Source organism: Rhabdaerophilum sp. SD176 (assembly GCF_030143245.1).
Taxonomy (GTDB): Bacteria; Pseudomonadota; Alphaproteobacteria; order Rhizobiales; family Beijerinckiaceae; genus Rhabdaerophilum.
Map to the genome: position 1 here is coordinate 1 of NZ_JARJNS010000001.1, position 23,093 is coordinate 23,093.

The 23,093-nt window shown below is 63.7% G+C and carries 22 protein-coding genes and 1 riboswitch; of the genes, 8 read left to right on the forward strand and 14 right to left on the reverse strand.

The genetic code is table 11. From position 1 onward, the window contains the following. Positions 1 to 31: 31 nt before the first annotated feature. The 4 genes from P0652_RS00005 to P0652_RS00020 form a co-directional block, all read right to left on the reverse strand. Positions 32 to 787: a type I restriction-modification system subunit M N-terminal domain-containing protein gene (locus P0652_RS00005; RefSeq protein ID WP_284176693.1), complete on the reverse strand. Its 756-nt coding sequence runs from the start codon at positions 785 to 787 to the stop codon at positions 32 to 34. A gap of 24 nt (positions 788 to 811) precedes the next feature. Beyond that, entirely contained in the window at positions 812 to 1,501 is a 690-nt protein-coding gene (locus P0652_RS00010; protein ID WP_284176694.1) for an RES family NAD+ phosphorylase, read from the reverse strand. Beyond that, on the reverse strand, positions 1,498 to 1,902 hold the full coding sequence (locus P0652_RS00015) for an MbcA/ParS/Xre antitoxin family protein (protein WP_284176695.1): 405 nt from the start codon (positions 1,900 to 1,902) through the stop codon (positions 1,498 to 1,500). The genes P0652_RS00010 and P0652_RS00015 overlap by 4 nt, the downstream gene beginning before the upstream one ends. Before the next feature lie 829 nt (positions 1,903 to 2,731). Further along, positions 2,732 to 3,679: an NAD(P)H-binding protein gene (locus P0652_RS00020; protein WP_284177399.1), complete on the reverse strand. Its 948-nt coding sequence runs from the start codon at positions 3,677 to 3,679 to the stop codon at positions 2,732 to 2,734. Positions 3,680 to 3,919: 240 nt separating this feature from the next. Here P0652_RS00020 and P0652_RS00025 point away from each other — a divergent pair, with 240 nt between their 5' ends. Then, positions 3,920 to 4,849 (forward strand): alpha/beta fold hydrolase, encoded by a 930-nt coding sequence (locus P0652_RS00025; protein WP_284176696.1) that lies wholly within the window; start codon positions 3,920 to 3,922, stop codon positions 4,847 to 4,849. Positions 4,850 to 4,854: 5 nt separating this feature from the next. On the opposite strand, the gene P0652_RS00030 is transcribed toward P0652_RS00025, so the two are convergent. From P0652_RS00030 to P0652_RS00065, 8 genes are all read right to left on the reverse strand, one after another. Next, positions 4,855 to 6,183 (reverse strand): TRAP transporter large permease, encoded by a 1,329-nt coding sequence (locus P0652_RS00030; protein ID WP_284176697.1) that lies wholly within the window; start codon positions 6,181 to 6,183, stop codon positions 4,855 to 4,857. Continuing rightward, the gene (locus tag P0652_RS00035) at positions 6,183 to 6,863 is read right to left on the reverse strand and encodes a TRAP transporter small permease subunit (protein ID WP_349774955.1); all 681 of its coding nucleotides are present in this window, start codon (positions 6,861 to 6,863) and stop codon (positions 6,183 to 6,185) included. The genes P0652_RS00030 and P0652_RS00035 overlap by 1 nt, the downstream gene beginning before the upstream one ends. 84 nt (positions 6,864 to 6,947) lie before the next feature. Further along, positions 6,948 to 8,063, reverse strand: coding sequence for a TRAP transporter substrate-binding protein (locus tag P0652_RS00040; protein ID WP_284176698.1), 1,116 nt, complete (start codon positions 8,061 to 8,063; stop codon positions 6,948 to 6,950). A 163-nt stretch (positions 8,064 to 8,226) separates the two neighbouring features. Next, the gene (gene kce, locus P0652_RS00045; RefSeq protein ID WP_284176699.1) at positions 8,227 to 9,159 is read right to left on the reverse strand and encodes a 3,5-dioxohexanoate:acetyl-CoA acetone transferase; all 933 of its coding nucleotides are present in this window, start codon (positions 9,157 to 9,159) and stop codon (positions 8,227 to 8,229) included. Positions 9,160 to 9,161: 2 nt separating this feature from the next. Then, complete coding sequence (locus P0652_RS00050; RefSeq protein WP_349774956.1) at positions 9,162 to 10,115, reverse strand: 3-hydroxyacyl-CoA dehydrogenase; 954 nt, start codon at positions 10,113 to 10,115, stop codon at positions 9,162 to 9,164. Next, positions 10,106 to 12,634: a branched-chain amino acid ABC transporter ATP-binding protein/permease gene (locus tag P0652_RS00055; protein ID WP_284176701.1), complete on the reverse strand. Its 2,529-nt coding sequence runs from the start codon at positions 12,632 to 12,634 to the stop codon at positions 10,106 to 10,108. Before P0652_RS00055 ends, P0652_RS00050 begins: the two co-directional genes overlap by 10 nt. Before the next feature lie 9 nt (positions 12,635 to 12,643). Further along, positions 12,644 to 13,519, reverse strand: coding sequence for a branched-chain amino acid ABC transporter permease (locus tag P0652_RS00060; protein WP_284176702.1), 876 nt, complete (start codon positions 13,517 to 13,519; stop codon positions 12,644 to 12,646). Between the two features lie 133 nt (positions 13,520 to 13,652). After that, positions 13,653 to 14,900: an ABC transporter substrate-binding protein gene (locus P0652_RS00065; protein ID WP_284176703.1), complete on the reverse strand. Its 1,248-nt coding sequence runs from the start codon at positions 14,898 to 14,900 to the stop codon at positions 13,653 to 13,655. A gap of 130 nt (positions 14,901 to 15,030) precedes the next feature. On the opposite strand from P0652_RS00065, the gene P0652_RS00070 reads away from it, so the two are divergent. Next, the gene (locus tag P0652_RS00070; protein ID WP_284176704.1) at positions 15,031 to 15,732 is read left to right on the forward strand and encodes a GntR family transcriptional regulator; all 702 of its coding nucleotides are present in this window, start codon (positions 15,031 to 15,033) and stop codon (positions 15,730 to 15,732) included. 26 nt (positions 15,733 to 15,758) lie between these two features. Further along, on the forward strand, positions 15,759 to 16,535 hold the full coding sequence (locus tag P0652_RS00075; RefSeq protein ID WP_284176705.1) for an SDR family oxidoreductase: 777 nt from the start codon (positions 15,759 to 15,761) through the stop codon (positions 16,533 to 16,535). A gap of 3 nt (positions 16,536 to 16,538) precedes the next feature. On the opposite strand, the gene glpK is transcribed toward P0652_RS00075, so the two are convergent. Together glpK and glpD are read right to left on the reverse strand one after the other, a co-directional pair. Further along, complete coding sequence (gene glpK, locus P0652_RS00080) at positions 16,539 to 18,026, reverse strand: glycerol kinase GlpK (protein ID WP_284176706.1); 1,488 nt, start codon at positions 18,024 to 18,026, stop codon at positions 16,539 to 16,541. After that, positions 18,023 to 19,540: a glycerol-3-phosphate dehydrogenase gene (glpD, locus tag P0652_RS00085; protein WP_284176707.1), complete on the reverse strand. Its 1,518-nt coding sequence runs from the start codon at positions 19,538 to 19,540 to the stop codon at positions 18,023 to 18,025. The genes glpK and glpD overlap by 4 nt, the downstream gene beginning before the upstream one ends. 112 nt (positions 19,541 to 19,652) lie before the next feature. On the opposite strand from glpD, the gene P0652_RS00090 reads away from it, so the two are divergent. The 5 genes from P0652_RS00090 (at position 19,653) to cobO (ending at position 23,093) form a co-directional block, all read left to right on the forward strand. Continuing rightward, positions 19,653 to 20,558 carry a 2-dehydro-3-deoxygalactonokinase gene (locus P0652_RS00090; RefSeq protein ID WP_284176708.1) on the forward strand — a complete coding sequence of 302 codons (906 nt, stop codon included), beginning with the start codon at positions 19,653 to 19,655 and terminating at the stop codon, positions 20,556 to 20,558. Next, complete coding sequence (locus P0652_RS00095; protein ID WP_284176709.1) at positions 20,555 to 21,196, forward strand: 2-dehydro-3-deoxy-6-phosphogalactonate aldolase; 642 nt, start codon at positions 20,555 to 20,557, stop codon at positions 21,194 to 21,196. Before P0652_RS00090 ends, P0652_RS00095 begins: the two co-directional genes overlap by 4 nt. A 40-nt stretch (positions 21,197 to 21,236) precedes the next feature. After that, a riboswitch (cobalamin riboswitch) is annotated at positions 21,237 to 21,431 on the forward strand. 92 nt (positions 21,432 to 21,523) lie between these two features. Next, positions 21,524 to 21,958 (forward strand): DUF1636 family protein, encoded by a 435-nt coding sequence (locus P0652_RS00100; protein WP_284176710.1) that lies wholly within the window; start codon positions 21,524 to 21,526, stop codon positions 21,956 to 21,958. Next, positions 21,955 to 22,482: a bifunctional adenosylcobinamide kinase/adenosylcobinamide-phosphate guanylyltransferase gene (gene cobU / locus P0652_RS00105; protein WP_284176711.1), complete on the forward strand. Its 528-nt coding sequence runs from the start codon at positions 21,955 to 21,957 to the stop codon at positions 22,480 to 22,482. The genes P0652_RS00100 and cobU overlap by 4 nt, the downstream gene beginning before the upstream one ends. Next, complete coding sequence (gene cobO, locus P0652_RS00110) at positions 22,479 to 23,093, forward strand: cob(I)yrinic acid a,c-diamide adenosyltransferase (RefSeq protein WP_284176712.1); 615 nt, start codon at positions 22,479 to 22,481, stop codon at positions 23,091 to 23,093. The genes cobU and cobO overlap by 4 nt, the downstream gene beginning before the upstream one ends.

Here is a 23,093-nt window from a genome sequence, read left to right on the forward strand (position 1 = left end):
CAGCAGGGCAATCCCAACCCCGGAAACGAACTCAGAACTGGATAAAACTTGGGGGCAACGTCAACACGAGCGTCTCTTCGGCCACCCTCAACATGCCGCCCGTGCCGCAGGCGCCGTCATAGACGAGGTAAGTGCCCGACTGAATGTCGTCGGCGATCGGCATGAAGATTAGGTACGCCATGAGCTCCACCACGTCGTGCGGGGTGAAGTGTTCGCCAGCCTCCTCATTGTTCTCTTCGTTGAACCGACGGATCAGTTCCTCGAAGATCGTTCCCATCGAATGGTTATCGAGGCCCGGCAATCGCACCGTGCCATCGGTGTGCAACACCGGTTTCGGACTGAGATTGACCGAGGGATCGAGGAACTCCTCGATCAAGAAGCCAAGCACGTCCGCTTCGATCAGCGTCGGGATTTGCTTGCGAAACTTGAGCTTATCCAACACCTCTTGGACGTTGGGCGAGAACCCATCGAGATATGCCTCGAAGTCGGCCTTGAGCTGCTGACGGCGAGCGCGCGCCGCGAGGTCTCTCAGCCTGAATTGCGAGGTGTTGTAGAACGCCTCGTCGGACGCCTGGTAAAGCGCAGCGTGCTGGTTCGCCACGCCCGCTTTGTCGAGCTGGGCCTTCATTGACAGCATTGCGTCCTTCGTCGGCTCAAGCACCGCGTCCAAACGCCGGATCACCGTCATCGGCAGGATGACGTCGCGGTATTTCCCCCGCACGTAGACATCCCGAAGAACATCGTCGGCAATGTTCCAGATGAAATCGCTGATGTTGAGATTGCTCACGATCCCCCCTTCGGCTTCAACTTCTTATCGCCCGTTACCGAGCTCGCGCTTCTCGTAGACTGTCGTTATCCGCGCTCCGTCCCAGACGTAGCAAAGGTGCCGCTCTTGGCGTGCGTTGGAGAGCAGGGGCGGGCGAAACACGGCCACACACTCTCCGCCATCGCGCCGCACGCTGTCGTAGGCGACGCCGTTCGAGCCGTCCTTGCGCAGCGACTTCGCCAGATGCTGGGCCGCAGCGTAGTTGTCGTTGTGATAGACGAGCGGATAGCCGGCTTTCTGTCCCCTCAGGTCGTGGAGATCGCCCGCGAGGTCGATGACATAGACCCGCATGTCGAGTTCCATTTGCGCCTGCGCGGTGGCCAGCATGAAGCGCTCACGGTGGTACCTCGTCTCTGCAATGGCCGTCTCCAGGTCATTGGCGGCGTAGAACACGCCGAAAGTCCCGTCAGTGAAGCGGCTCCCATCGGGATTGAGGTGCGTGAAAGCCGCCATGATGATGCTGGTGCCGGGGCCGCTGATCCGGTCCTCCGGCTGCACGAGGCTGATTTCGCCCACTTCATCGCGCAGACGAGGGTTGGTGAGCGACTCTAGCTCGAAAATGGCTTCGAGGTCGTCCGGCGCGGTCACTCGCTCGAACAGCTGAATCGGAGGAAACCGGCTGGGGATGATCCGCCAGCACGGCTTCCAGTCGATGTGGGCGACCGGCAACGTCATGCCCAACCGCCGCGCTGGGCGTCGAGGTATTGGCGGACGACGAATAGGTCGGCTACCTGGCCGGACAGCATCCGATCGAGCGCCGACTTCCCGGCGAAGAGAGGGGCTTGGTTCGGCCGCTTGACCCAAGCATCAGCGGCCTTTTCGTTGGGCAGGAGGATCTGAAGCGCCTTGTAGACCCCGAGGATGTACGAGATGCGCTCCAGCGTGTCTTTCGGCAGTGCCGTGTTCGTGTCCTTCTTCCACTTGAAGAAGGTCGAGCGCGCCGTCACACCGAGAAGCGTCATCTGCTCGTCGACCGACAGGCCCCATAGCTCGGCAATGCGAAAGAACGTCCGCAATGCCGGGCCCGAAAGGCCTTTGCGATCAATCGCAGGTGCTGGTTGTCCGTGCGCAGCCATGGCTCGCCTCCAATAGTGGGTTATATGCTGATTATTGTCCATATATGGACTTAATGCAAGGGGTGAGTTTGAACGAAAGAAGCCCCGCACGGGGGTGGGGCTCCAGTCGCGGCCGCGATGAGGGCACATCGCCATCCTTCATCGAAGAATTTTCCGGAGCCGATTGAGTCCCGACGACTCTTTCGCCCCGCCTGCGCCTGTGCTACACGACGGTGATACCATACTGTCATACACGCCCAGACGGCATTGAAATTTACCGATATAGATCAATAGCTTGTGGCGGCCCTAAAATTGGCTGCGAATCCAGGTCCCCCAGCCAATTCCCCTATTCCGATAAAGTCCACCAGCCCGATATGCTGCTGCACACCCGACAACTTTCATCGACCCAGGCATGTTCCGATGGATAGGGAAGAGCAAGACAGGGGCGAGGCAGCCATTCTTGAGCTTTGGCTAGGTATGGCGGGCCTTATGGCGCTCATTGCTTTTGCAGGCATGGCATTCGCCTATGAGGCTGCGCCTTATGCATACACGCTCGGTATCCTCGTCTCGGCCGTCACTGGCTTGAGACTTGGCTATGGATGGCTGTCAATCCTGATCAGACTGAGCCTTTCCCTCCTGATGGTCTGGTGGGTTGTCGCAGACTTGGTCAACCTGTCCAACCTGCCGGGAACATCTCGCATGAGCAGGGCGTTTCATGCTGCTGGCTGGAGCGCTTTCATTGGGTTGACGTTGTTATTCCCGTTCGTATTGACGATGCTCTGGGTACGCCCTTACCGAGACCCAACAAAACCACGTCCACGGTGGTGGCCGTACCAATAAACTCGGCCCGTCAAAACACCGCGTGTTCGCCCCGGTCGATCGTTTCCTCGCCCCGCACAAGCCGGCCATAGAATTCCGCCAGCGTGTCCGTGCCGGTTTCCGGCGTCGCATCCGCATCATAGCGGCCGGTGGCCGGGTCAAGCATCAGCATGGACTCGGTGGCGTAATAGCGACCGATCCGGGCGAGTTCCGCCTTGGCGGCGAGGCGAGGGCTGAAGCGCCCGCCCAGCGAGAGCAGGGCGATGATCCCGTCCAGGAAACCCACAGGCACAGACCGGAAACGCGGCGACTGCCCCATGGCCGCGAACAGCAATTCGCCCTGCTGCCGGGGTGTCAGGGCCGGACCCGGCCCGCCGATCGGCAGGATGCGGTTCCAGCGCGCTTCCTCATCAAGGCAATCCGCCAGATACGCGGCCAGATCCGCATCGCTGATTGGCTTGCAGGCGGTCAATTCGCCATTTCCGAAGATCAGGAAGGGCTTGCCGGCCCGAACGCGCTCGAGCTGGCCGGACAGCGACTTGAAGTAGGCGGTTGGTCGAACGATCGAATAGATCAGGCCGGAATCCCGCAACGCGGCCTCGAAGGCGAGTTTTGCATGCTGGAAGGCGAGGTGCGGCTTCTGCACGCAGATGGCCGAGAGCAGCACGACCTGCCGAACCCCCGCCGCCTGTGCAGCGGCAAGCGCAACACAATGGGCCTTGTGATCGATGGCCCAGGCATCGGCAGGCGCGCCGCTGCGCGAGGCAAGGCAGGAGACCAGCACGTCAAAGTTTTCGCCCTGGAGCGCTTCATCACGCAAAGATTCAGCGTTTGTCACGTCACATTGGCGAAGTTTGGCGGCGGCGGGAAGGATCAGGCGGGCGTTGTCCGGGTTGCGGACCGGGCAGACCACTGTATGTCCCCTGGCGAGCAGCGCGGACACGGTGGCACGCCCGATTGTCCCCGTCGCACCAAGCATCAGGATCCGCAGGGAGGGCGGGGTGGGCCGCAGCCCAGGTGGCTCGGGCAGGGTCTCGGCCTTCATGAATTTTTCCATACGCCCGGAAGAGCAGACCAAACCTGCTGCTGCGAACCTGCCTCGGCCTTCAGTCCCGGTCAATCTGCGCGATGGCGTCGCTGGTGCGGAATCGCCTGAGCCTCTACGATCCCCCGGGTCCCCGGGGCGGCCCGCTCCGGAACTGAAGGGAAGCCTGCACGGATGAAGTCCCTGTTGTCGCGCATCATCCTCGTGCTGGCCCTCGTGCTGGCCGGCGCGATGGCATGGCTCTGGACGCCGGACCGGCCGCGTGAGCTCCTCGAGAAGGCCTATCTCCAGCGGCCGGAGGACCTGATGTCCCTGCTCGGGATGCGCGTCCATGTCCGAGACAGCGGGCGCGCCGATGCCCCTGCGATCATCCTGCTGCACGGCTTCGGCTCCAGTCTGCACACATTCGAGCCCTGGGCGCGCGGTTTGGAACAGACGCATCGCATCGTCCGGTTCGACCTGCCGGGATCCGGCCTGTCCGATCCCGATCCGACCGGTCGCTATACCGATGCCCGTTCGATGGAACTGATGATCGCGCTGATGGATCGCCTCGGCATTGGCCGGGCCGCGATTGCCGGCAACTCGATCGGCGGCCGCCTGGCCTGGACTTTTGCCGCTGCCCATCCGGACCGCACCAGCCATCTCGTCCTGATCGCGCCGGACGGTTTTGCCAGCCCCGGTTTTGCCTATGGCAAGGCACCGGACGTGCCGGTCATGCTCGATCTGATGCGCTATGCCCTGCCGAAATCAATGCTGCGCAGCAATCTGGCCCTGGCCTACGGCGACCCGGCTCGCCTTGATGAGGCAACCCTTGAGCGCTACCACGCGCTGATGCTGGCACCCGGCGGCAGGCAGGCCATGATCGAGCGGATGCGGCAGACCATCCTGCAGGATCCGGTGCCGGTCCTGCGGACCATCCGCGCGCCCGTGCTGCTCCTGTGGGGCGGGAAGGATGCGATGATCCCGGTTATCCATGCGGAAGATTACCGGGCCGTCCTGCCGCGTTCCGAGGTGGTCATCCTCCCCGAACTCGGCCATGTCCCGCATGAGGAAGCGCCGGAGCGCAGTCTTGCTCCGGTGCTTGAATTCCTGACCCGCCCCTGAGGCGGTCAGCCATAGAGTTTGCCGGGAAGCCATAGCGCGATCCCGGGGAAGAGATAGACCAGCACCATCGCCACCAGCACGATCCAGAGGAAGGGCATGACGCCCGAGAAGATCTGGTTGATCGTGACATGTTTCGGCGCCACGCCCTTCAGGTAGAAGGGCGCCATGGCCACGGGCGGCGACAGGAACGACGTCTGGATGTTCAGGGCGATCAGGATGCCGAAGAACAGTGGATCAACGCCGAATTGCTGAAGCAGTGGCAGGAAGATCGGCACGAAGATCACGATGATCTCCGTCCATTCAAGCGGCCAGCCCAGCACGAAGATGATGAGCTGCGTCATGATCAGGAACATGGTCGGGCTGGGATTGAGCCAGGCCATGAAGGTCTTGATCGGCTCATGGCCGCCGAGATACCCGAAAATCGACGAGAAGATGAAGGACCCGACGAACAGCCAGCAGACCATGGCCGATGTCCGGGCCGTGAGATAGACCGAGTCCCGTACCTTCACATAGTCGAGCGAGCGGTAGAGCGTCGCAAGGACGAGCGCGCCGATCGAGCCGATGCCGGCTGCTTCCGTCGGTGTGGCGAGACCGAAGAAGATCGCCCCGAGCACCGAAAGGATCAGCAGTGTCAGCGGGAAGAAGCTCAGCGCCAGTTCCCTGAGGATAACGAGAACCGGAACGTTCCGCTCCTCCGGAGGCAGTTTTGGCGCCAGCGACGGGTTGAGCATGCATCGTACCAGCACGTAGAGCATGTAGAGCGATGCCAGCATCAGCCCCGGGAAGAAGGCAGCCGCATAAAGCTTGGGCACGGAAACGCCGGCAGTGGCCCCATAGAGGATCAGCATCACCGAAGGCGGGATCAGGATGCCGAGGCACCCGCCGGCACAGACGACGCCAGCCGAGAGACGTACGTCATATCCGGCGCGGAGCATGGCCGGAAAGGCGAGAAGCCCCATCAGCGTGACCACCGCGCCAACAATGCCGGTCGCCGTCGCGAAGATCGCGCAGGTCGCGAGGGTGGCAATGGCAAGCGATCCCGGCAGGAAGCCAAGCGCAAGCTGGAGCGAACGGAACAGCCGGTCGAGAATGTTGGCCCGCTCGATGATGTAGCCCATGAAGACGAAGAGCGGGATCGAGACGAGTACGTCATTCGCCATGACCGAATAGGCGCGCTGTACGACGAGGGCGAATACGGTGTCGCCCATGGCGATGTAACCGAAGAACACGCCGAGGGCCATCAAGGTGAAGGCGATCGGAAAGCCCAGCATGATGAAGCCGATGAAGAGCACCAGCATCAGCACGCCGAGTTCAGGATTGGTCAGGCCGAACATCACGCATTCCCCTTGGCGGCGGCTTCAGCCTGTTCGAGGATCAGTTTCTCCGTTTCCTCGACATCCGAGAGGCGCTGCGGCCATTCCCCGGTCCGGAGGCAGACGATGCACCGCGTGACTTCCGCGGCTCCTTGGAGAACCATGAGACCGCCGACAATCGGGATCAGGGCCTTGAAATGGTAGAGCGGCGGCCCGTTCGGCGAGTTGGAGGAATGCTCCTTGATGATCCAGGAGAAGGACGCAAACGTGAAGCCGGCATAGCAAAGCGCCAGGATTCCGGGGAAGAAGAACAGGATATAGAGCACAAGATCGAGAATGGCCTGCCGTTTTGCCGGCCATTGGCGATAGAGGAAATCGCCCCGGACATGGCCGTTTCTTGCCAGCGCGTAGGGGCCTGCCAGCATGAACAGGGCGCCATAGAGGATGTAGCTCGCGTCGAAGGCCCATTCCGTCGGCGCGCGCATGACATAGCGGGCAAAGACCTCGTAACCCATGGCGAAGGTCAGGATCAGGATCGCCCAGGCGCCCAGCTTGCCGACCGCTGTCGAAAGCCGGTCAACCGCGTGAAGCATGGTATCGAGCGTGAGGTTTCGCCTGTTGAGGAAAACGATCACCGCGAGATAGAGCACCACGGCGCCGATCAGAGCGAGCAGAATGCTCAGCAATTCCTTTGAAACCAACGTCAGCCCCCCTGAATCCGCAGGTTTTCGCCAAAAAGAGACCCGGCAGGCAAGCCTGCCGGGTACCGGATCGGAAAAAGACGATCAACCCTTGCTGAAATGGGCAGCAGCCATCGCGCGCGGCGGCGTATTGGCGCGCTCATAGGCCAGCGTACGCTTGGTCCAGGCCTTCTGGCTGTCGACGACCTTCTTGAAGAAGGCGTTGTCGGCGGAGAGCTTGTCGATCACCTTGGTCCAGGCATTGAGCTGCGCCTGCAGCACGGCGTCCGGCGTCTCGATGATGGTCACGCCCTTGGCCTTAAGCCCTTCCATGTCCTTGGAATAGCGGTCGAGCGCCTTCCAGAGCATGTCCGACGAGGCGGATTCCGCCGCGTACCGGACGATCGACTTCAACTCGGCCGGCAGCGCTTCGAATTTCGCCTTGTTGAAGATGATCTCGAAGGCTTCCGCGTCCTGATGGAAGGAGCGCATCATGTAGACTTTCGAGACATCCTGGAAGCCGAGCAGCGAATCCGAGGACGGGTTGTTGAATTCGGCGCCATCGATCACGCCGCGCTCAAGCGCCGGGACGATTTCGCCACCGGCGAGGATCGTGACGGCTGCGCCCATTTCGCGCATCAGGTCAGCAGCGAGGCCGACGGTGCGGTACTTGAGGCCCTTGAAGTCATCGGCGGTCTTGATTTCCTTCTTGAACCAGCCCAGCGGCTGGCAGGGCATCGGGCCAGTGAGGAAGCCGACCAGATTGAGCTTCAGGATGCTGCCCACCAGCTCGTTATAGAGCTCGTAGCCGCCGCCATACTTCATCCAGCCGAGGAAGCTGTTGGCATCCCAGCCGAGCGCCGGCGGTGTGCCGAAGAGCGAGAAGGCCTTGTTCTTGCCGTACCAGTAGGCGCAGACACCGTGACCGCCATCGAGAATGCCGGCATTAACGGCATCCTGCAGCTGGAAAGCCGGAACGACGGTGCCGGCAGCCAGCACTTCGAGCTTCAGGCGGTTGCCCGCCATCTCGTTGACACGGTTGGCGAAATCCTGCGCGAATTCGTGGAAGATATCCTTGGTCGGCCAGGTCGACTGGAACTTCCAGTTCACCGTCTGGGCACGGCTGACCTGCGGCATGGCCACGGTCGCAGCGCCACCGGCCGCAAGGCCCGTCACGAAGCGGCGACGGCTGGTCGATTTGGTCTTGGTCACGTCAGTCATGTTCCTCTCCTCAAGCTCGGCGTTTTGACGCCGTATTCGTGCTTGTCATCAGGATAAGGCGTGACCGGCAAGGATCAAGACCTCCCGGGCCGATAATCTGAATAATGAATTTTGTTCGGCTGCCGAGCTTGGAAAGCATGCTCGCCGAGACCAGCCCGCGACGTCAGAACGCCACCTTGTCCGCCCCCTTGAGCTTCAGGATCTCCCGTGCATCGGCCGGGCTGGCAACTTCAAGGCCGAGCCCTTCGATGATCTGCCGGGCCGCACGCACTTGCTGGGCGTTTGATTCCGCCAGCCGGCCCGGGCCGATCCAGAGCGAATCCTCAAGGCCGACACGCAGATTCCCGCCCATCGAAACCGCCATGGCAGCAATAGCGAGCTGATTGCGGCCGGCTCCGAGCACTGACCATTGGTAATCATCGCCAAACAGGCGGTCAGCTGTCCGCTTCATATGGGCCACATCCTCCGGATGCCCGCCGATCCCGCCGAGGATGCCAAAGACGGATTGAACGAAGAAGGGCGGCTTGACGAGCCCGCGATCCACGAAATGCGCCAGCGTGTAGAGATGCCCGATATCGTAGCACTCGATCTCGAACCGCGTGCCGTTCTCGGCGCAGGTGGTCAGGATGTTCTCGATATCCTGGAACGTGTTCTTGAAGATGCGGTCCTTCGAACCCTCGAGATAGGGCCGTTCCCAGTCATGCTGGAATTCCTTGAAGCGGCCCAGCATGGGATAGAGGCCGAAATTCATCGAGCCCATATTGAGCGAGGCGACTTCCGGCTTGAACACCGCGCAGGGCCGCAGCCTTTCCTCGACCAGCATGGTCGGCGCCCCGCCCGTGGTGATGTTGATCACGCAATCCGAGCGCTGCTTGATGATCGGCAGGAACTTGGCAAAAGCCTCGGGTGACTGGTCGGGCTTGCCGGTCACCGGGTCGCGGGCATGCACATGGACAAGTGCGGCACCGGCCTCGGCGGCGCCGACCGCCGCATCGATGATCTCCTCCGGCGTGACCGGCAGATGCGGCGACATCGACGGCGTGTGGATCGCACCGGTCACGGCACAGGTGATGAGGACCTTGCGGTTCTTGCTCATGATCAGGCTCCCGAGGGTTTGCGCTTGGCGTTCCGTTTATGCGCCTTCAGCGCCGCCAGCCTTGTATCGCGCCAATCCGATACCCGCTTCACATTGTCCGGCGAGGGTGCATCGCCCCATTCCGAAAGGATGCGGCCGACATTGGCTTCGCCGAACGGATCGCCACCCTGGCATTCCTCGGCAATCCGCGTGAGCGACGGGCCATACCGCCGGCAGTAATCGCCGATGCCGCCAGGGGCATTGAGCTCGATCGTCTCGAAGGGACCCATGAAGGACCAGCGCAGGCCGAGCCCGTCCTTGATCGTCTTGTCGAGATCCTGCGGCGAACAGATGCCGGAGCCGACGATGCGGAAGGCCTCGGCCAGCAGCACGGCCTGCAGCCGGTTCAGCACGAAGCCCGGATGCTCCTTGCGCAGCACGATCGGCACCTGCTTCGCCTTCTCGTAGATCCGCTTCGCCCGGGCGACGACCGCCGCCGAGGTCCAGGGCGCCGGAGCAAGCTCGACGATCGGCACGAGATGCGGCGGGTTGACGGGATGCGCGACGAGGCAGCGATGCCGGCCCTTCAGCCCTTCAGCAAAGCGCGAGGCGATGATGAAGCTGGTGGACGAAGCGAGAATACAGCCTTTCGGCGCCAGCCGGTCCATCTCGGCGAAGAGCGCCTGCTTGGCTTCGACCGTCTCCGGCCCGTTCTCCTGCGCCAGTTTCGCGCCCTTCAGCGCATCGGCAAGGTCCTTCGCCACGCGGATCCGGGCCAGCGAAGCCCGGGCATCGTCGACAAGGCCAAAACCGGCCAGCTCGCGCAGGTTGCGGCCGATATGCGCCCGGGCCTTGGCAGCAACGCCCGGCACGACATCATAGAGCGCCACCTCGAAACCGTTGCCGGCGAACACGGTGGCCCAGGCGCGTCCGATCAGGCCCGAGCCGATAATCGCTATCTTGTCCGTCACAGCCACAGAACCTTCCTGCGCAAGTCGAGATCATCCAGCAGGGCCTTGCACGGCCCGGTATGCGCCACAGCGCCGCGTTCAAGGACAACCGCCCGGTCGGCCAGAGCCAGCGCGAGGTCGAGATGGTGATCGACGATGATGATCGCGATTTCCCGGCGCAGCTTGTCGAACGCCTCGAACAATTCCTCGACGATCGCCGGTGCCAGCCCTTCGAAGGGCTCGTCCAGCAGCAGGATCCGCGTATCGCCGGTCAGCGCGCGCGCAACCGCCACCATTTGCTGTTCGCCACCCGAAAGATAATCCGCCGGCGAGAGCCAGCGCTCGCGGATCCGGGGGAAGAAGGTGAAAACCTTGTCCTCGTCCCAGAAGGTGCCGGCGCCGTTGCGCCGCTTCAGGCGACCGAGTTCCATGTTCTCCTTGACGCTCATCCCCGCGAACAGGCCGCGCCCTTGCGGCACATAGGAAACACCCTGCCGGGTGATCTGGGCCGAGCTGAGGCCGTCGAGGCGCCCATCGCCCAGCCGGATCGAGCCCGAAGCCGGCGGGGCGATCCCCACCAGCGTCTTGAGTAGGGTCGATTTGCCGGCCCCGTTCCGCCCGAGCAGGGCGACGATCTCGTTCCGGTGAACCTCGAGGCCGACATCCCGGAGGATATGGCTCTTGCCATAGAAGGTATTCACACTCTCCAGCGCAAGCAGCGTCTCGTCCCGCGCGGCGCTGGCCCGTGGCTTGGCGGCGAGGGCATGGCTTCCCGATCCGATATAGACCTCCTGCACACGGGGCGAACTGCGTGCCGTCTCGACAGAGCCATCGACCAGCACCGAGCCCTCGTTCATCACCGTAACATGGTCCGCGATCTGGAAGACGCGGTCGATATCATGCTCGACGAGGAGAACCGGAAGGTCGGTGGAAATCGCCTTGATCAAATGCCCGACACGCTCGCGTTCTGCCGCCGCGAGGCCCGCCAAGGGTTCATCCAGCAGCAGGATCCGCGGCTTGGTGGCGAGGGCGAGCGACATGTCGAGCAGGCGCTGGCCACCGTAACTGAGCGAGCCGGCTTCCGCCTGCTCGACGCCGGCAAGGCCCATCGTTCGCAGCACGCTGAGGCATTCGGCATTGACGCCCTGAAGGGCCCGGGCCGGCCGCCACGGATCAAACGCCTGCGGCGAGCGGGCCTGACAGGCCAGCCGGACATTCTCTTCCACCGAAAGGCCGGGGAAAAGATTGGTGATCTGGAAAGAACGGCCGATGCCAGCCTGTGTCAGCGCCTCGGGCGACAGGCCGGACACCACCCGGCCAGCCAGCCGGACTTCGCCTTCGTGAAGCGGGAACAGGCCGGAAATCAGGTTGAAGGCGGTTGTCTTGCCGGCACCGTTCGGACCGATCAGCGCATGCAGGCGCCGGTCGAGCACATCAAAGCTGACGCCCTGCACCGCCTTGATGCCCCCGAAATGCCGGACCATGCCCGTGGCCTGCAGCACCGGGCCATCGCCCAGCAGGGAATCCGGTTTGAGGAAATTCGGCAGGGTGACCGCTCCGGCCTGTCGTGCCGACATGGCGGCATCCTGCATCACCACCTTGCGGAAGGGGCGGAGCAGCCGCTCGGCCATGCCGACAAGCCCTGTCGGCGAGAACAGGATGAAGGCCACGAAGAGAAGGCCGAACCAGAGCAGCCAGTTCTCCGTGATGCTCGAGAGATAATCCCGGAAAATCACGAAGAACAGCGCGCCAAGTGCCGGCCCCAGGAAAGAGCGCATGCCCCCGATCACCACCATGGCGAGCAATTCGCCGGAAAACGCCACCGAGATCGGCTCGGCCGAGGTCATGCGGTTGTTGAAGAGCAACAGCGTTCCGGCAAGCCCTGTCAGGCTGGCCGAGATCACGAAGGCGAGCAGCTTGTACCGGTCGACCGCATAGCCGATGAACCGGGCGCGCTGTTCGTTTTCACGGATCGCAACAAGGGTGGTCCCGACCGGCGAGCGGTGGAAGCGCCAGAGGATGTACACGACGATCATGCCCATCAGCGCGACAAGCATGTAAAAGTTCTGCGCCTGCTCGAAATCGATGCCACCGAAGAGCGGCCGTTTGATGCCGCCAAGGCCATCCTCGCCGCCAGTCACTGCCGTCCATCGGAATGCGATGGAATAGAGCATGGCCGCAAGAGCGAGGGTCAGCAGCGAGAAATAGACCCCGCGCCGGCGCAGGATCAGCGCGCCGAAGAGGGCGGCGAACACGGCCACCAGCGCCACGGCCCCGAGGATCGGCAGCAGGAACTGCCCGGGCAGCAGCTCCCGTTGGAGAAGCCCGGCCGCATAGGCGGCGAGCCCGAACCAGGCACCATGGCCGAACGAGACGAGCCCGGTCGTGCCGACCAGGACGTTCAGCGCCATGCAGGCCATGGCAAAAACGACGACCTCGGTTGCGGACGTGGTCCCGAGTCCGATCGCCCGCATGAAGAAGGGCAGGGCCAGCAGCATGACGGCGGCAATGACGAGGGGAAGGCGCTCACGCAGGAAGGCAGGCATCGGATGGCCTCACTCGAAACGCTGGATGCGCTCGCCGAACAGGCCGCGCGGTCGGAAGAGAAGGACGAGCAGCATCATCAGGTAGATGACGGCGGTCGCGAATTGCGGATAACCGAGCCCGATCGTGGCCCCCTTGACCAGCCCGACCAGCAGGGCTGCGGCGACAACGCCCCAGAAGGAGCCGAGCCCCCCGATCACCACCACCACGAAAGCCGGGGTGATGATCTCCTGTCCCATGGCCGGGTGGATCGAGTAGATCGGCGCCAGCAGCACGCCCGCCAGCCCCGCGAGGCCGATCCCGATGGCCGCCACCGCCATCATGTAGGGCGGCAGGGCAATGCCGAGCGCGCCGACCATATCGGGATTCTGGACGCCCGCACGAACAACCCGTCCGAACGCGGTGCGGTTGAGCAGGAACCACAGGGCCAGAATGCAGGTCGCGGCGATCAGGATCAGCGTGCCGCGATAGCGGGAATAGATGAAATCCCCCAGGAAGATCTGCCCGCGCAGCCATGACGGAATCGAATAGGAGAGGGGCGGCGCGCCGAAGATCATCCGGAGAAGCTGCTCGGCCACCATGGCGAGGCCGAAGGTGAGAAGCAGCGATAGGATCGGATCGGACCGGTAGAAGCGCTGGAACAGCAGGCGCTCCACCAGCACGCCGAGAATGGCGACGAGCCCCGGCACCACAAACATCGCGCCGCCGAAGCCGATATGCGGCCCGAGTACCACGGTCAGATAGGCACCGATGGCATAGAAGGCGCCATGGGCCAGATTGACGATCCCGCCGAGCGAGAAGATCAGCGACAGGCCGAGCGCGATCAGCAGGTAGTAGACACCATCGAGCAGGCCATTGGCGATCTGCTGGAGAAAGAGCGTAGACACGGGCGGGCTCCCCGGAGGCAAGGCAGGATGTCATCCCCGGCCGGACCGCTTCCCGCCGGGGGAGAGCATTCCGGAGGAGGAACCGGCGGAACCCGACCGCCGGGGATGACCTTGAGCGAGTGGCAATCCGGCCTCAGGCCATCTTGCACTCGTTTTCCTCGGCCGTCGTGGCGATGATCTCGAGGCTTTCATTAGCCGGCGGTACAGCCGCCGAAGACGTGAAGATGTCCCACTGGTTCTTCGCCGAGGCGCCGACCGCCTGCACTGTGTACATTTCGTGCATCATCTGGTGGTCGGACTTGCGGAAATAGCCTTCGCGGGTCTTCATCACGTCGAATTTCGCACCCTTTTCCCAATGTTCGATGATCTTCATCGAGTCGGTCGATTTGATCTCGCTCATCGTCTGAGCGAAGATCTTCACGGCAAGGTAATCGCCCCAGGCCTGGTTTTCCGGCGGCTTCTTGTATTTGGCGGTGAAGGCCTGGACGAATTTCTTGCTGTTCGGCGTGTCGATCAGGTGGTGCCAGACCACTGGCCATGTGCCGCCGAAATTGTCCTTGCCCGCCGCCCAGGCGAGCGCGGTATCAAAGCCGAACCCGGCGACCGGGAAGGTCAGGCCGAATTCCGAATACTGCTTCAGGAAGTTGGTGATCTGGTTGCCGGCAAGGTTCGAAATGACGAGATCCGGCTTGGCATTGCGGATCTCGATCAGCAGGGCCGAGAAGTCGGTCAGGTCGGTCGGGACAAGCTTGTCGGCTGCGAACTGGCCGCCATTGGCTTCCATGAAGCGCTTCGCCACCTTGAGCAGATCATGCCCGAAGGCATAGTCAGCGGTCAGCGAGAACCACCTCTTGCCCTTGACCAGCCCCTGCTGCATCAGCGACCGCCCACAGGTTTTTACATACATCGAGTTCTGGCTCTCGACGTGGAACATGAATTTGTTGCAATTCGCGCCACGAAGGGCATCGGAATTGCCACCGGTATTGACATAGAGGGTCTTCGTGCGGGCGGCGACCTGCGCGATGGTGAGGCAGGAGGCCGAGGAAATCTCGCCGATGATACAGGCAACCTTGTCGCGCTCGATCATGCGCTCGGCCTTGGTGGAGGCCGTCTGCGGGTTCACTGAATCCTCCTTGAGGATCTCGAGCTTGCGCCCCATCACGCCGCCTGCGGCGTTGATCTCCTCTACGGCGAGATCCGCCGCCATCACAGCGAACTCGCCGAGCGGGCCGAGAAAGCCTGTGCGTGGGGTCAGGTGGCCGAAACGCAGCACCTCGGACTGCGCCCGCGAGATGGCCGGCATGCCGATCGTGCCTGCAAGGGCAGTGGCACCCGCCGCCTTGATCAGGCTGCGACGGGACGGACGAATGAATTCGCTCATGACATGTCTCCGTTTGACGTTTCTCTTCCCCGCGGTGGGCCCATTTTTTCGTCGAAGGCCTTGCCGCAATCTGTGATCACAGTTAGCTTCCTCTAATCGACTGGCTTTGTCCAGAGACTGGCGCACAAAAATGTTGGAACGCATTCCCGCCTATACCGACGCGATGCTCGACGAGACCGGAACCCTGTCCGACCGGGTCTACCGGCATCTGGCCGATCGGTTGATTGCCGGGCGTTTTGCGCCGGGGGACAAGCTTTCCCTGCGCGCCGTGTCGGAAGCGCTCGGCCTCTCGATCATGCCTGTCCGGGAAGCGGTTTCACGCCTCGCAGCCGAGGGTGCGCTCGAGGTTGCCCCGAAAAAGGCGGTGACAGTCCCGCTGATGCGCGCCGCGCAGTTCCGTGACATCACGCAGGTCCGGGTCGAGATCGAGGGTTTCGCGGCCGCGCTCGCCTGCAAGACCGCTACACCGGAGAGCCTGGCCGAAATCGAGGCCCGCGAGCGCGAATTCCGTGAACTCAGCGAACAGCCGCAAGCCGATCTCGCCCAGGCCGTGGCCGCGAACCAGGCCTTCCATTTCGCGGTCTATCGTGCGGCTGGCTCGGCGGAATTGCTGGCGATTATCGAACGCCTCTGGCTGCGCGTCGGGCCGATCATCAATCTCGACCTGCGCGAGAATCCGGAACGCCTTCGCCTCGGCGGCGCGGTGCAGGCCCATCGCGCCTGCCTTCTGGCGATCCGCGAGGGGCGGGCCGAAGCCGCGCGTGAGGCCATCGCTTCCGATATTGGCGGCGCCTCCGCCTTCATCCTGTCGCGCCAGCGCCTGCTGGATTGAGTGCCATTCGGACATTGGGGACCAACATGGATATGCAGATTGAAGGGCTCCGGGTCCTCGTTACGGCCGGAGCAGGGGGGATCGGGCTCGAGGTCGCGCGCGCTTTCGTCCGGGAAGGGGCCCGCGTCTATGTCTGCGACGTCGATCAACAGGCCCTGGCCGCCCTCGCGAAGAGCGATCCGGTGATCGGCGCCACCAGCTGCGACGTGGCGGATCGGGCGCAGGTCGCGGTGCTGTTCGAGAAGGCCTTGGACTTCCTCGGCGGGCTCGACGTGCTGGTCAACAATGCCGGCATTGCCGGCCCGACGGCCCGGACCGAGGATGTGACACCCGAGGATTGGGACCGTTGCATCAATGTCTGCCTGACCTCGCAATACAATTGCGCTCGACTGGCCATTCCGTTGCTCCGCCAGAGCCGGAATGCCTCGATCATCAACCTCTCTTCGGCGGCCGGGAAGAACGGTTTTGCGATGCGCTCGCCCTATGCCGCCGCGAAATGGGGCGTCATCGGCTTCACGAAATCCCTGGCGATCGAGTTGGGTGACGAGGGGATCCGCGTCAACGCCATCCTGCCTGGCCTTGTCGCCGGCGACCGGATCCGCCGGGTGCTGGAAGCCAAGGCCCAGCAATATGGCCGCAGTTTCAAGGAGGTCGAGGCGCAGGCCTTCGCCTATACCTCGATCAAGGAATACATCCTGCCGCAGCAGCTGGCGGACCAGATGGTTTTCCTGGCTTCGCCGCGCGGCCGGACCATTTCCGGCCAGGCCATCTCCATCGATGGCGATACGAAGATGCTGATGTAACGCTCAGACCGAGAGCGTGCGCCGGATCGCATCCTTCCAGCCGGCATAGCGCGCATCGGCATCGCCTGCCGCCATGGCCGGCGCGAACCGGATATCCCGTGCCCAGAGCCGTGCGAAATCCGCCGGTTCCGGCGCGAGGCCGGCGCTGAGACCGGCAAGATAGGCCGCGCCCAGCGCTGTGGTTTCCATGATCGTGGGCCGGTCAACCGGCGCTTGCAGGATGTCGGCCAGGAACTGCATCGCATAGGCGGAAGCCGTCATCCCGCCATCAACCCGCAGCACCGTTTCGAACGGGCTGCCCCAGTCACGCCGCATCGCCTCGATCAGATCCCGCGTCTGGTAGCCGACGCTCTCGAGCGCAGCCCGGCAGAGTTCCTTCCGCGTCGTGCCGCGCGTCAGCCCGTACAGCGCACCGCGCGCATCGGCATCCCAGTACGGTGCGCCAAGCCCCACAAAGGCCGGGACGAGAAAAACGTTCTGCGCCGGGTCGGCCTCGGCTGCCAACGTTCCGGCCTCGGCGGAGGCGGCGATGATCCCGAGCCCGTCGCGCAGCCATTGCACGGCGGCACCGGCGACGAAAATCGCGCCCTCAAGGGCATAGGTGCGCTGGCCGCGGATCTGGTAGGCGAGCGTGGTCAGAAGCCGGTTGGTTGAGAAAACCGGCTTGTCGCCGGTATTCATCACCGCGAAGCACCCGGTCCCGTAGGTCGATTTCATCATGCCCGGCTGGAAGCAGGCCTGTCCGATCGTCGCCGCCTGCTGGTCGCCGGCCACGCCGCGGATGGCGACGGCTCCATCGAGCCATTCGGCGGCGGTCGTTCCGAAATCGTCGGCGCTGTTGCGAACCTCCGGGAGCAGGGCCATTGGAACATCGAGGCGCTGGCACAATTCGGCATCCCAGTTGCCGGTCTGGATATCGTAAAGCAGCGTGCGCGAAGCATTGGTGGCATCGGTCGCATGAACCTTGCCGCCCGTCAGCCGCCAGATCAGGAAGGTGTCGACTGTGCCGAAGGCGAGTTCGCCCTTCTCGGCCCGGGCCCGCGCGCCCGGCACCTTGTCGAGGATCCACGCGATCTTGGTTCCGGAAAAATAGGGGTCAAGCAGCAGGCCCGTCTTGCGGCTGAAGAAACCCTCATGCCCGTCATCCCGCAGCCGGGAACAGATTTCGGAGGTCCGCCGGTCCTGCCAGACAATGGCATTGTGGATCGGCTTGCCGGTTTTCCGGTCCCAGATCAGCGTTGTCTCGCGCTGGTTGGTGATGCCGATCGCCGCGATGTCGGCTGCAGAGAGCCCGGCCTTCGCTACTGCCCCGCGCAGGGTGGCGAGGCTGGTCGCCCAGATATCCTCCGGGTCATGTTCCACCCAGCCGGAAGCCGGGTAATGCTGGGGGAATTCCTTCTGGTCCATCGAGACCAGCCGGAAATCTCGCGTGAAGACCAGCGCGCGGCTCGAGGTCGTGCCCTGGTCCATCGCGATGAAATGGGTGCTCATGCCAGGCCCTCCGCTTCCAGCAAGGCCGGCAACGCGGCCGCAACCGCCCCGGCCAGCGCGTCACCGCCATGCAGGCCAAGCTTGGTCCGCCGCCAGATCACGTCATCCGGCGTCCGCGCCCATTCCTCACGCACGAGATACCGCAATTCCGCCAGCCGCAATCCGCTGCCGAGATCTGTGCCGAGATCGTCCAGGCTCGCGGCAGAGCCCAGAACGCGGCGGGCGCGCGTGCCATAGAGCCGCACAAGCCGCTCCATATCCACGTCCGGTACGAATGGATATTCGGCCAGCAGGATGCGCTTGAGCGCCCTCCGGTCACGGTCGGGGAAATCCCCGCCGGGCAGGATCGCGCCATGCGTCCAGTCTCCGCCCATCCGCGGAAAGCCGGCGGCGATCCGGCCCATCGCTTCCTCCGCGAGGCGACGATAGGTGGTGATCTTGCCGCCATAGATCGACAGGAGCGCGGCCTGTCCGGCGGGTTGGTCAAGGTCGAGCACGTAATCCCGCGTGGCAGCCTTGGCCTCTGTCGCGCCGTCATCATAGAGCGGGCGGACGCCGGAAAACGACCAGACCACGTCATCCCGGGTCAATTGGCGGCTGAATTGCGCATTGGCCAAGGCCAGCAGATAGTCGATTTCCTCCGCCGTCGCCCGCACGGCAGCAGGATCGCCGGAATAATCACGGTCCGTCGTGCCGATCAGCGTGAACTCGCCCTCATATGGAATGGCGAAAACGATCCGGCCGTCGCTGTTCTGGAAAATATAGCACCGGTCGTGCTCGTAGAGCCTGCGCACCACGATATGCGAGCCCTGGACAAGGCGCGTCTTCGCCCGGCCGTTCAGGCCCAACGTGCCTTGCAGGACGTCCGCCACCCACGGCCCGGCGGCATTGACGAGCACTTTCGCCCGTACGCGCCGTTCGCTGCGGAAATCATCGCTCCTCACCGTGAGGATCCAGCTGTCGCTTTCGCGCACGGCCGAAACGGCGCGGCTGCGCGTCTCGATCATCGCGCCGCGCTCGGCGGCATCGAGGGCATTCGCCACAACGAGGCGGGAATCATCGACGCGGCAATCCGAATATTCGAAACCCTTGCGGAACAACCCGGGCTTGAGCGGCTGCCCTGCAACATGCGTTACAAGGTCGATCACCCGCGTCGAGGGCAGCAGCTTCCGGCCACCGAGATGATCGTAAAGGAACAGCCCCAGCCGCAGCAGCCAGGCCGGCCGCAGGCCCTTGTGATGCGGCAGCACGAAGCGCAGGGGCCCGATCAGGTGCGGCGCCATGGTCCACAGCGTTTCGCGCTCGATCAGCGCCTCCCGCACAAGGCGGAACGCATAGTATTCGAGGTAACGCAAACCACCATGGATCAACTTTGTCGACCAGGACGAGGTATGGCTGGCGAGATCATCCTGCTCGCAGAGATAGACGGCCAGCCCGCGCCCGGCCGCATCCCGCGCGAGCCCGGTGCCATTGATACCGCCACCGATAATGGCCAGATCGACGACTCGTTCCATGCGATTTAGGTGCCTTCTTGCGCAGCGAAAGGCAATCGCTCTCGACGCGAATCCATGGCTTCACGCGGGAATATGAAATCGCTAGCCTCTTCCAAAGGCGAGGGATTCTCCAATGGCAGGCCGTGAGGCAATCATCATTGACTGGGGAACGACGAATTTCCGCGCCTATCGCTTCGATTCTGCGGGAGAACCTGTCGCCGAGCACCGGGCCGCGGCCGGCATCCTCAGCGTTGCCGACGGCGCCTTCGAGGCCGTGCTGGATCGCCAGATCGGTGCTTGGATCACGTCGGATTCCGAGTTGCTCTTTTCGGGTATGATCACCAGCCGAAATGGCTGGGTCGAAACGCCCTATGCCGAAACGCCGGCCAGCCTCGAAGCCCTCGCTGCGGCCTCGGTGCATCGTCGCCATGCTTCCGGTGCCACGATGCGCTTCCTGCCCGGCGTTGCCATGCGGCACCCGGTGCCGGATGTCATGCGCGGCGAGGAGATCCAGGTTTTCGGGGCGTGTGTACCGGAGGAGGAATCAATCGTCGTCCTGCCGGGCACGCATTCGAAATGGGTCCGCCACCATACAGGGCGGATCGAGGCTTTCCATACCTTCATGACCGGCGAGATCTATGCCGCGCTGAAGGGCCATACGATCCTCGGCCGTCTGCTACCGGAAGGCGCCACGGGCGCACCCGGGGCCTTTGCCGAAGGTGTGCGCCACATGCGCAGCCATGCCGGTGCAGGTTTGCTCCATGCCGCCTTTTCGGCGCGAAGCCGCGTGCTGTTCGATGAACTCGCGCCGGCCGATATCGGGGAATACCTCTCCGGGATCGTCATCGGTGCCGAGATGGCCGGCGGGCTCGCCTTGGGCTGGAATCCCGCCTCGCTGCGTCTCGTTGGGGAGCCACCACTGACCGCGCGCTATGCCGAGGCGGCCCGTATTTTCGGCCTCGCCTCGCAGATCGCCCCCGCGGATACGACCATCAGGGGCTTCCGTCGCCTCGCTGCCTTGAAGGAGCCCGATGCATGACAGCGGAAGCCCTTGAATCCCTGTTCCGCGAAACGCTGGCAGCCGTACCGCTGGTCGCGATCCTGCGCGGGATCCGCCCGGAAGAGGTCGAGGTGATCGGAGCGGCGCTCGTCGAGAGTGGCATCCGGCTGATCGAGGTGCCGCTGAACTCGCCCGATCCGTTCAATTCCATTTCCCGGCTGGTCAAGCGTTTTGGCGAGGCCGCGCTGATCGGTGCCGGTACAGTCATCCAGCCGGATGACGTACTCGAATTGGCCGAAATCGGTGCTGGCCTCGTCATTTCACCTCACACTGACTGCGCCGTAATCGAGGCAACGCGGCGGGCCGGGCTGATTTCCCTGCCAGGCATCGCCACGCCATCGGAAGCCTTCGATGCAATTGCTGCCGGCGCTCATGCACTGAAACTCTTCCCGATGGAGATGATCGGCATCGGCGGCATGAAGGCAATGAAGGCCGTTCTGCCGCCGGATATGCCGCTTATCGCCGTAGGCGGCGTCGGCGCTGCCAATCTCGCCAGCCTCCGTAACGCGGGATGCGCTGGATTTGGGCTCGGTTCCTCGCTCTACAAGCCGGGCATGAATGCAGGTGCGGTCCGGGCCGCAGCTGAAGCCTGCCTCGCCGTGCTTGCCGAGGGCTGAACCCTGGGCCTCCGCTCTTGCCCGGTCGGGGCGGATATGCGACATCCCGTCCACGAGCAGTGCCTTCCGCAAGGAAGGTGAAACGGGAATGCGGTGGGGGCTTTGCCCGAAGCCGCGGCTGCCCCCGCAACTGTAGGCGGAGAGCTGACCCCATCGCCACTGGCCGCTCGGCTGGGAAGGCGGGAGCCGGCAGAGACCCGCAAGCCAGGAGACCGGCTGCTCGGATAGGCTGCTGATGGGCGCAATCCGGCGGGGTGCACGGGCGGCGCAACCCTTGCGGGGCGAAGCCCCGGCTGTCAGAGCTGGCCCTGGACAAGGCTGGCCGCCATGAATGCTCCTGTCATTTCTCCGGAAGTGATCACCGAACCCGTTGCCTCCCCGCAGGCGCCGGTTGTCATCACCATCTGCACCACCTGCCGCAAGGCCGAGGCAGCCCCGGATTATCGCCCCGGTGCCTTGCTGGCGGATGCGCTGGCGGCCTTGCCGGATTCCGGTGTCACGATCCGCCGCACGCAATGCCTCAGCGTCTGCACACGGGCCTGCACCGCGGCACTGTCCGGCCCCGGCCGCTACACCTTTCTCTTCGGCGATCTTGACCCCGAACGCGATGCGCCCACCCTCGTCGAGATGGCACAGGCCATGGCCAACCAGCCCTTCGGCTTCGTGCCATGGAAAGCGCGACCTGAAGCCTTGCGATCCCGCATCATCGCCCGCATACCGCCACTGGAATGGTCGCCGGCCGATGGGTCGGCCCCGGTATGAAAGCGCGTCTCACCCTCGTTCTCGGCGGAGCGCGGTCCGGCAAGTCGCGGCATGCGGAGGCTTTGGCGCGGCAGACGGGCCTTTCCCGCCTCTACCTCGCCACAGCACAGCCTTTCGATGAAGAAATGCGCGAGCGGATCCGGCAACACCGGGTCGATCGGGAAGGCGATGGCTGGCAGACGATCGAGGAACCGCTCGACCTTGCTGGCGCAATCACCCGCGCTTCGGCGGCGGATGCGGTCCTGCTGGTGGATTGCCTGACGCTCTGGCTGTCGAACCTCATGCTGGCCGACAGGCCCGTCGCTCCGGAAACCGCTGCATTGCTAGGCGCACTCGCAACCGCAAGCGGCCCGGTCATCCTTGTCTCGAATGAGGTCGGCCTCGGCATCGTGCCCGAGACCCCGCTGGGACGTGCGTTCCGGGATGCGCAAGGCCGGCTCAACCAGCACGTGGCCGCTCTGGCCGATCATGTTGTCTTCATGGCAGCCGGGCTGCCGCTGACGCTCAAGGAACCCCCGCGATGACCGAATCCGATGTCGATGCCCGCCACAACGAGAAGATGCGCCGCCACAAGGAGGCGCGCGAGAAGATGATGGCCGGGAAAACCCTCGAGAGGGGGCTGCTCATCGTGCATACCGGCGCGGGCAAGGGGAAGACCTCGGCCGGGCTCGGCATGGTTTTCCGGCATATCGCCTATGGGATGCGGACGGCCGTCATCCAGTTCACCAAGTCGCCGGACTGGGTGACGGGGGAAGCCATCCTGCTGCGGCAATTCCCCGATCTCTGTACGCTCGATATATCCGGAGACGGTTTCACCTGGGATACGCAGAACCGCGCGCAGGATATCGCTACCGCCCGAGCCGGCTGGGAGCGCGCCAAGGCCTGCATTCTCGACCCCGCCTACAGGCTGGTCATGCTGGACGAACTCAACATCGTCCTCCGCTACGATTATCTCCCCGTCGAAGAGATCGTCGAATTCCTGCGGACACAGCGGCCTGCCGATACGCATGTCGTGATCACTGGCCGGAATGCGAAGCCCGAGCTGATCGAGCTGGCCGATCTCGTCACCGAGATGGTGCAGGTCAAGCATCCGTTCCGCGAAGGCGTGAAAGCCCAGGCCGGGATCGAGTTCTGA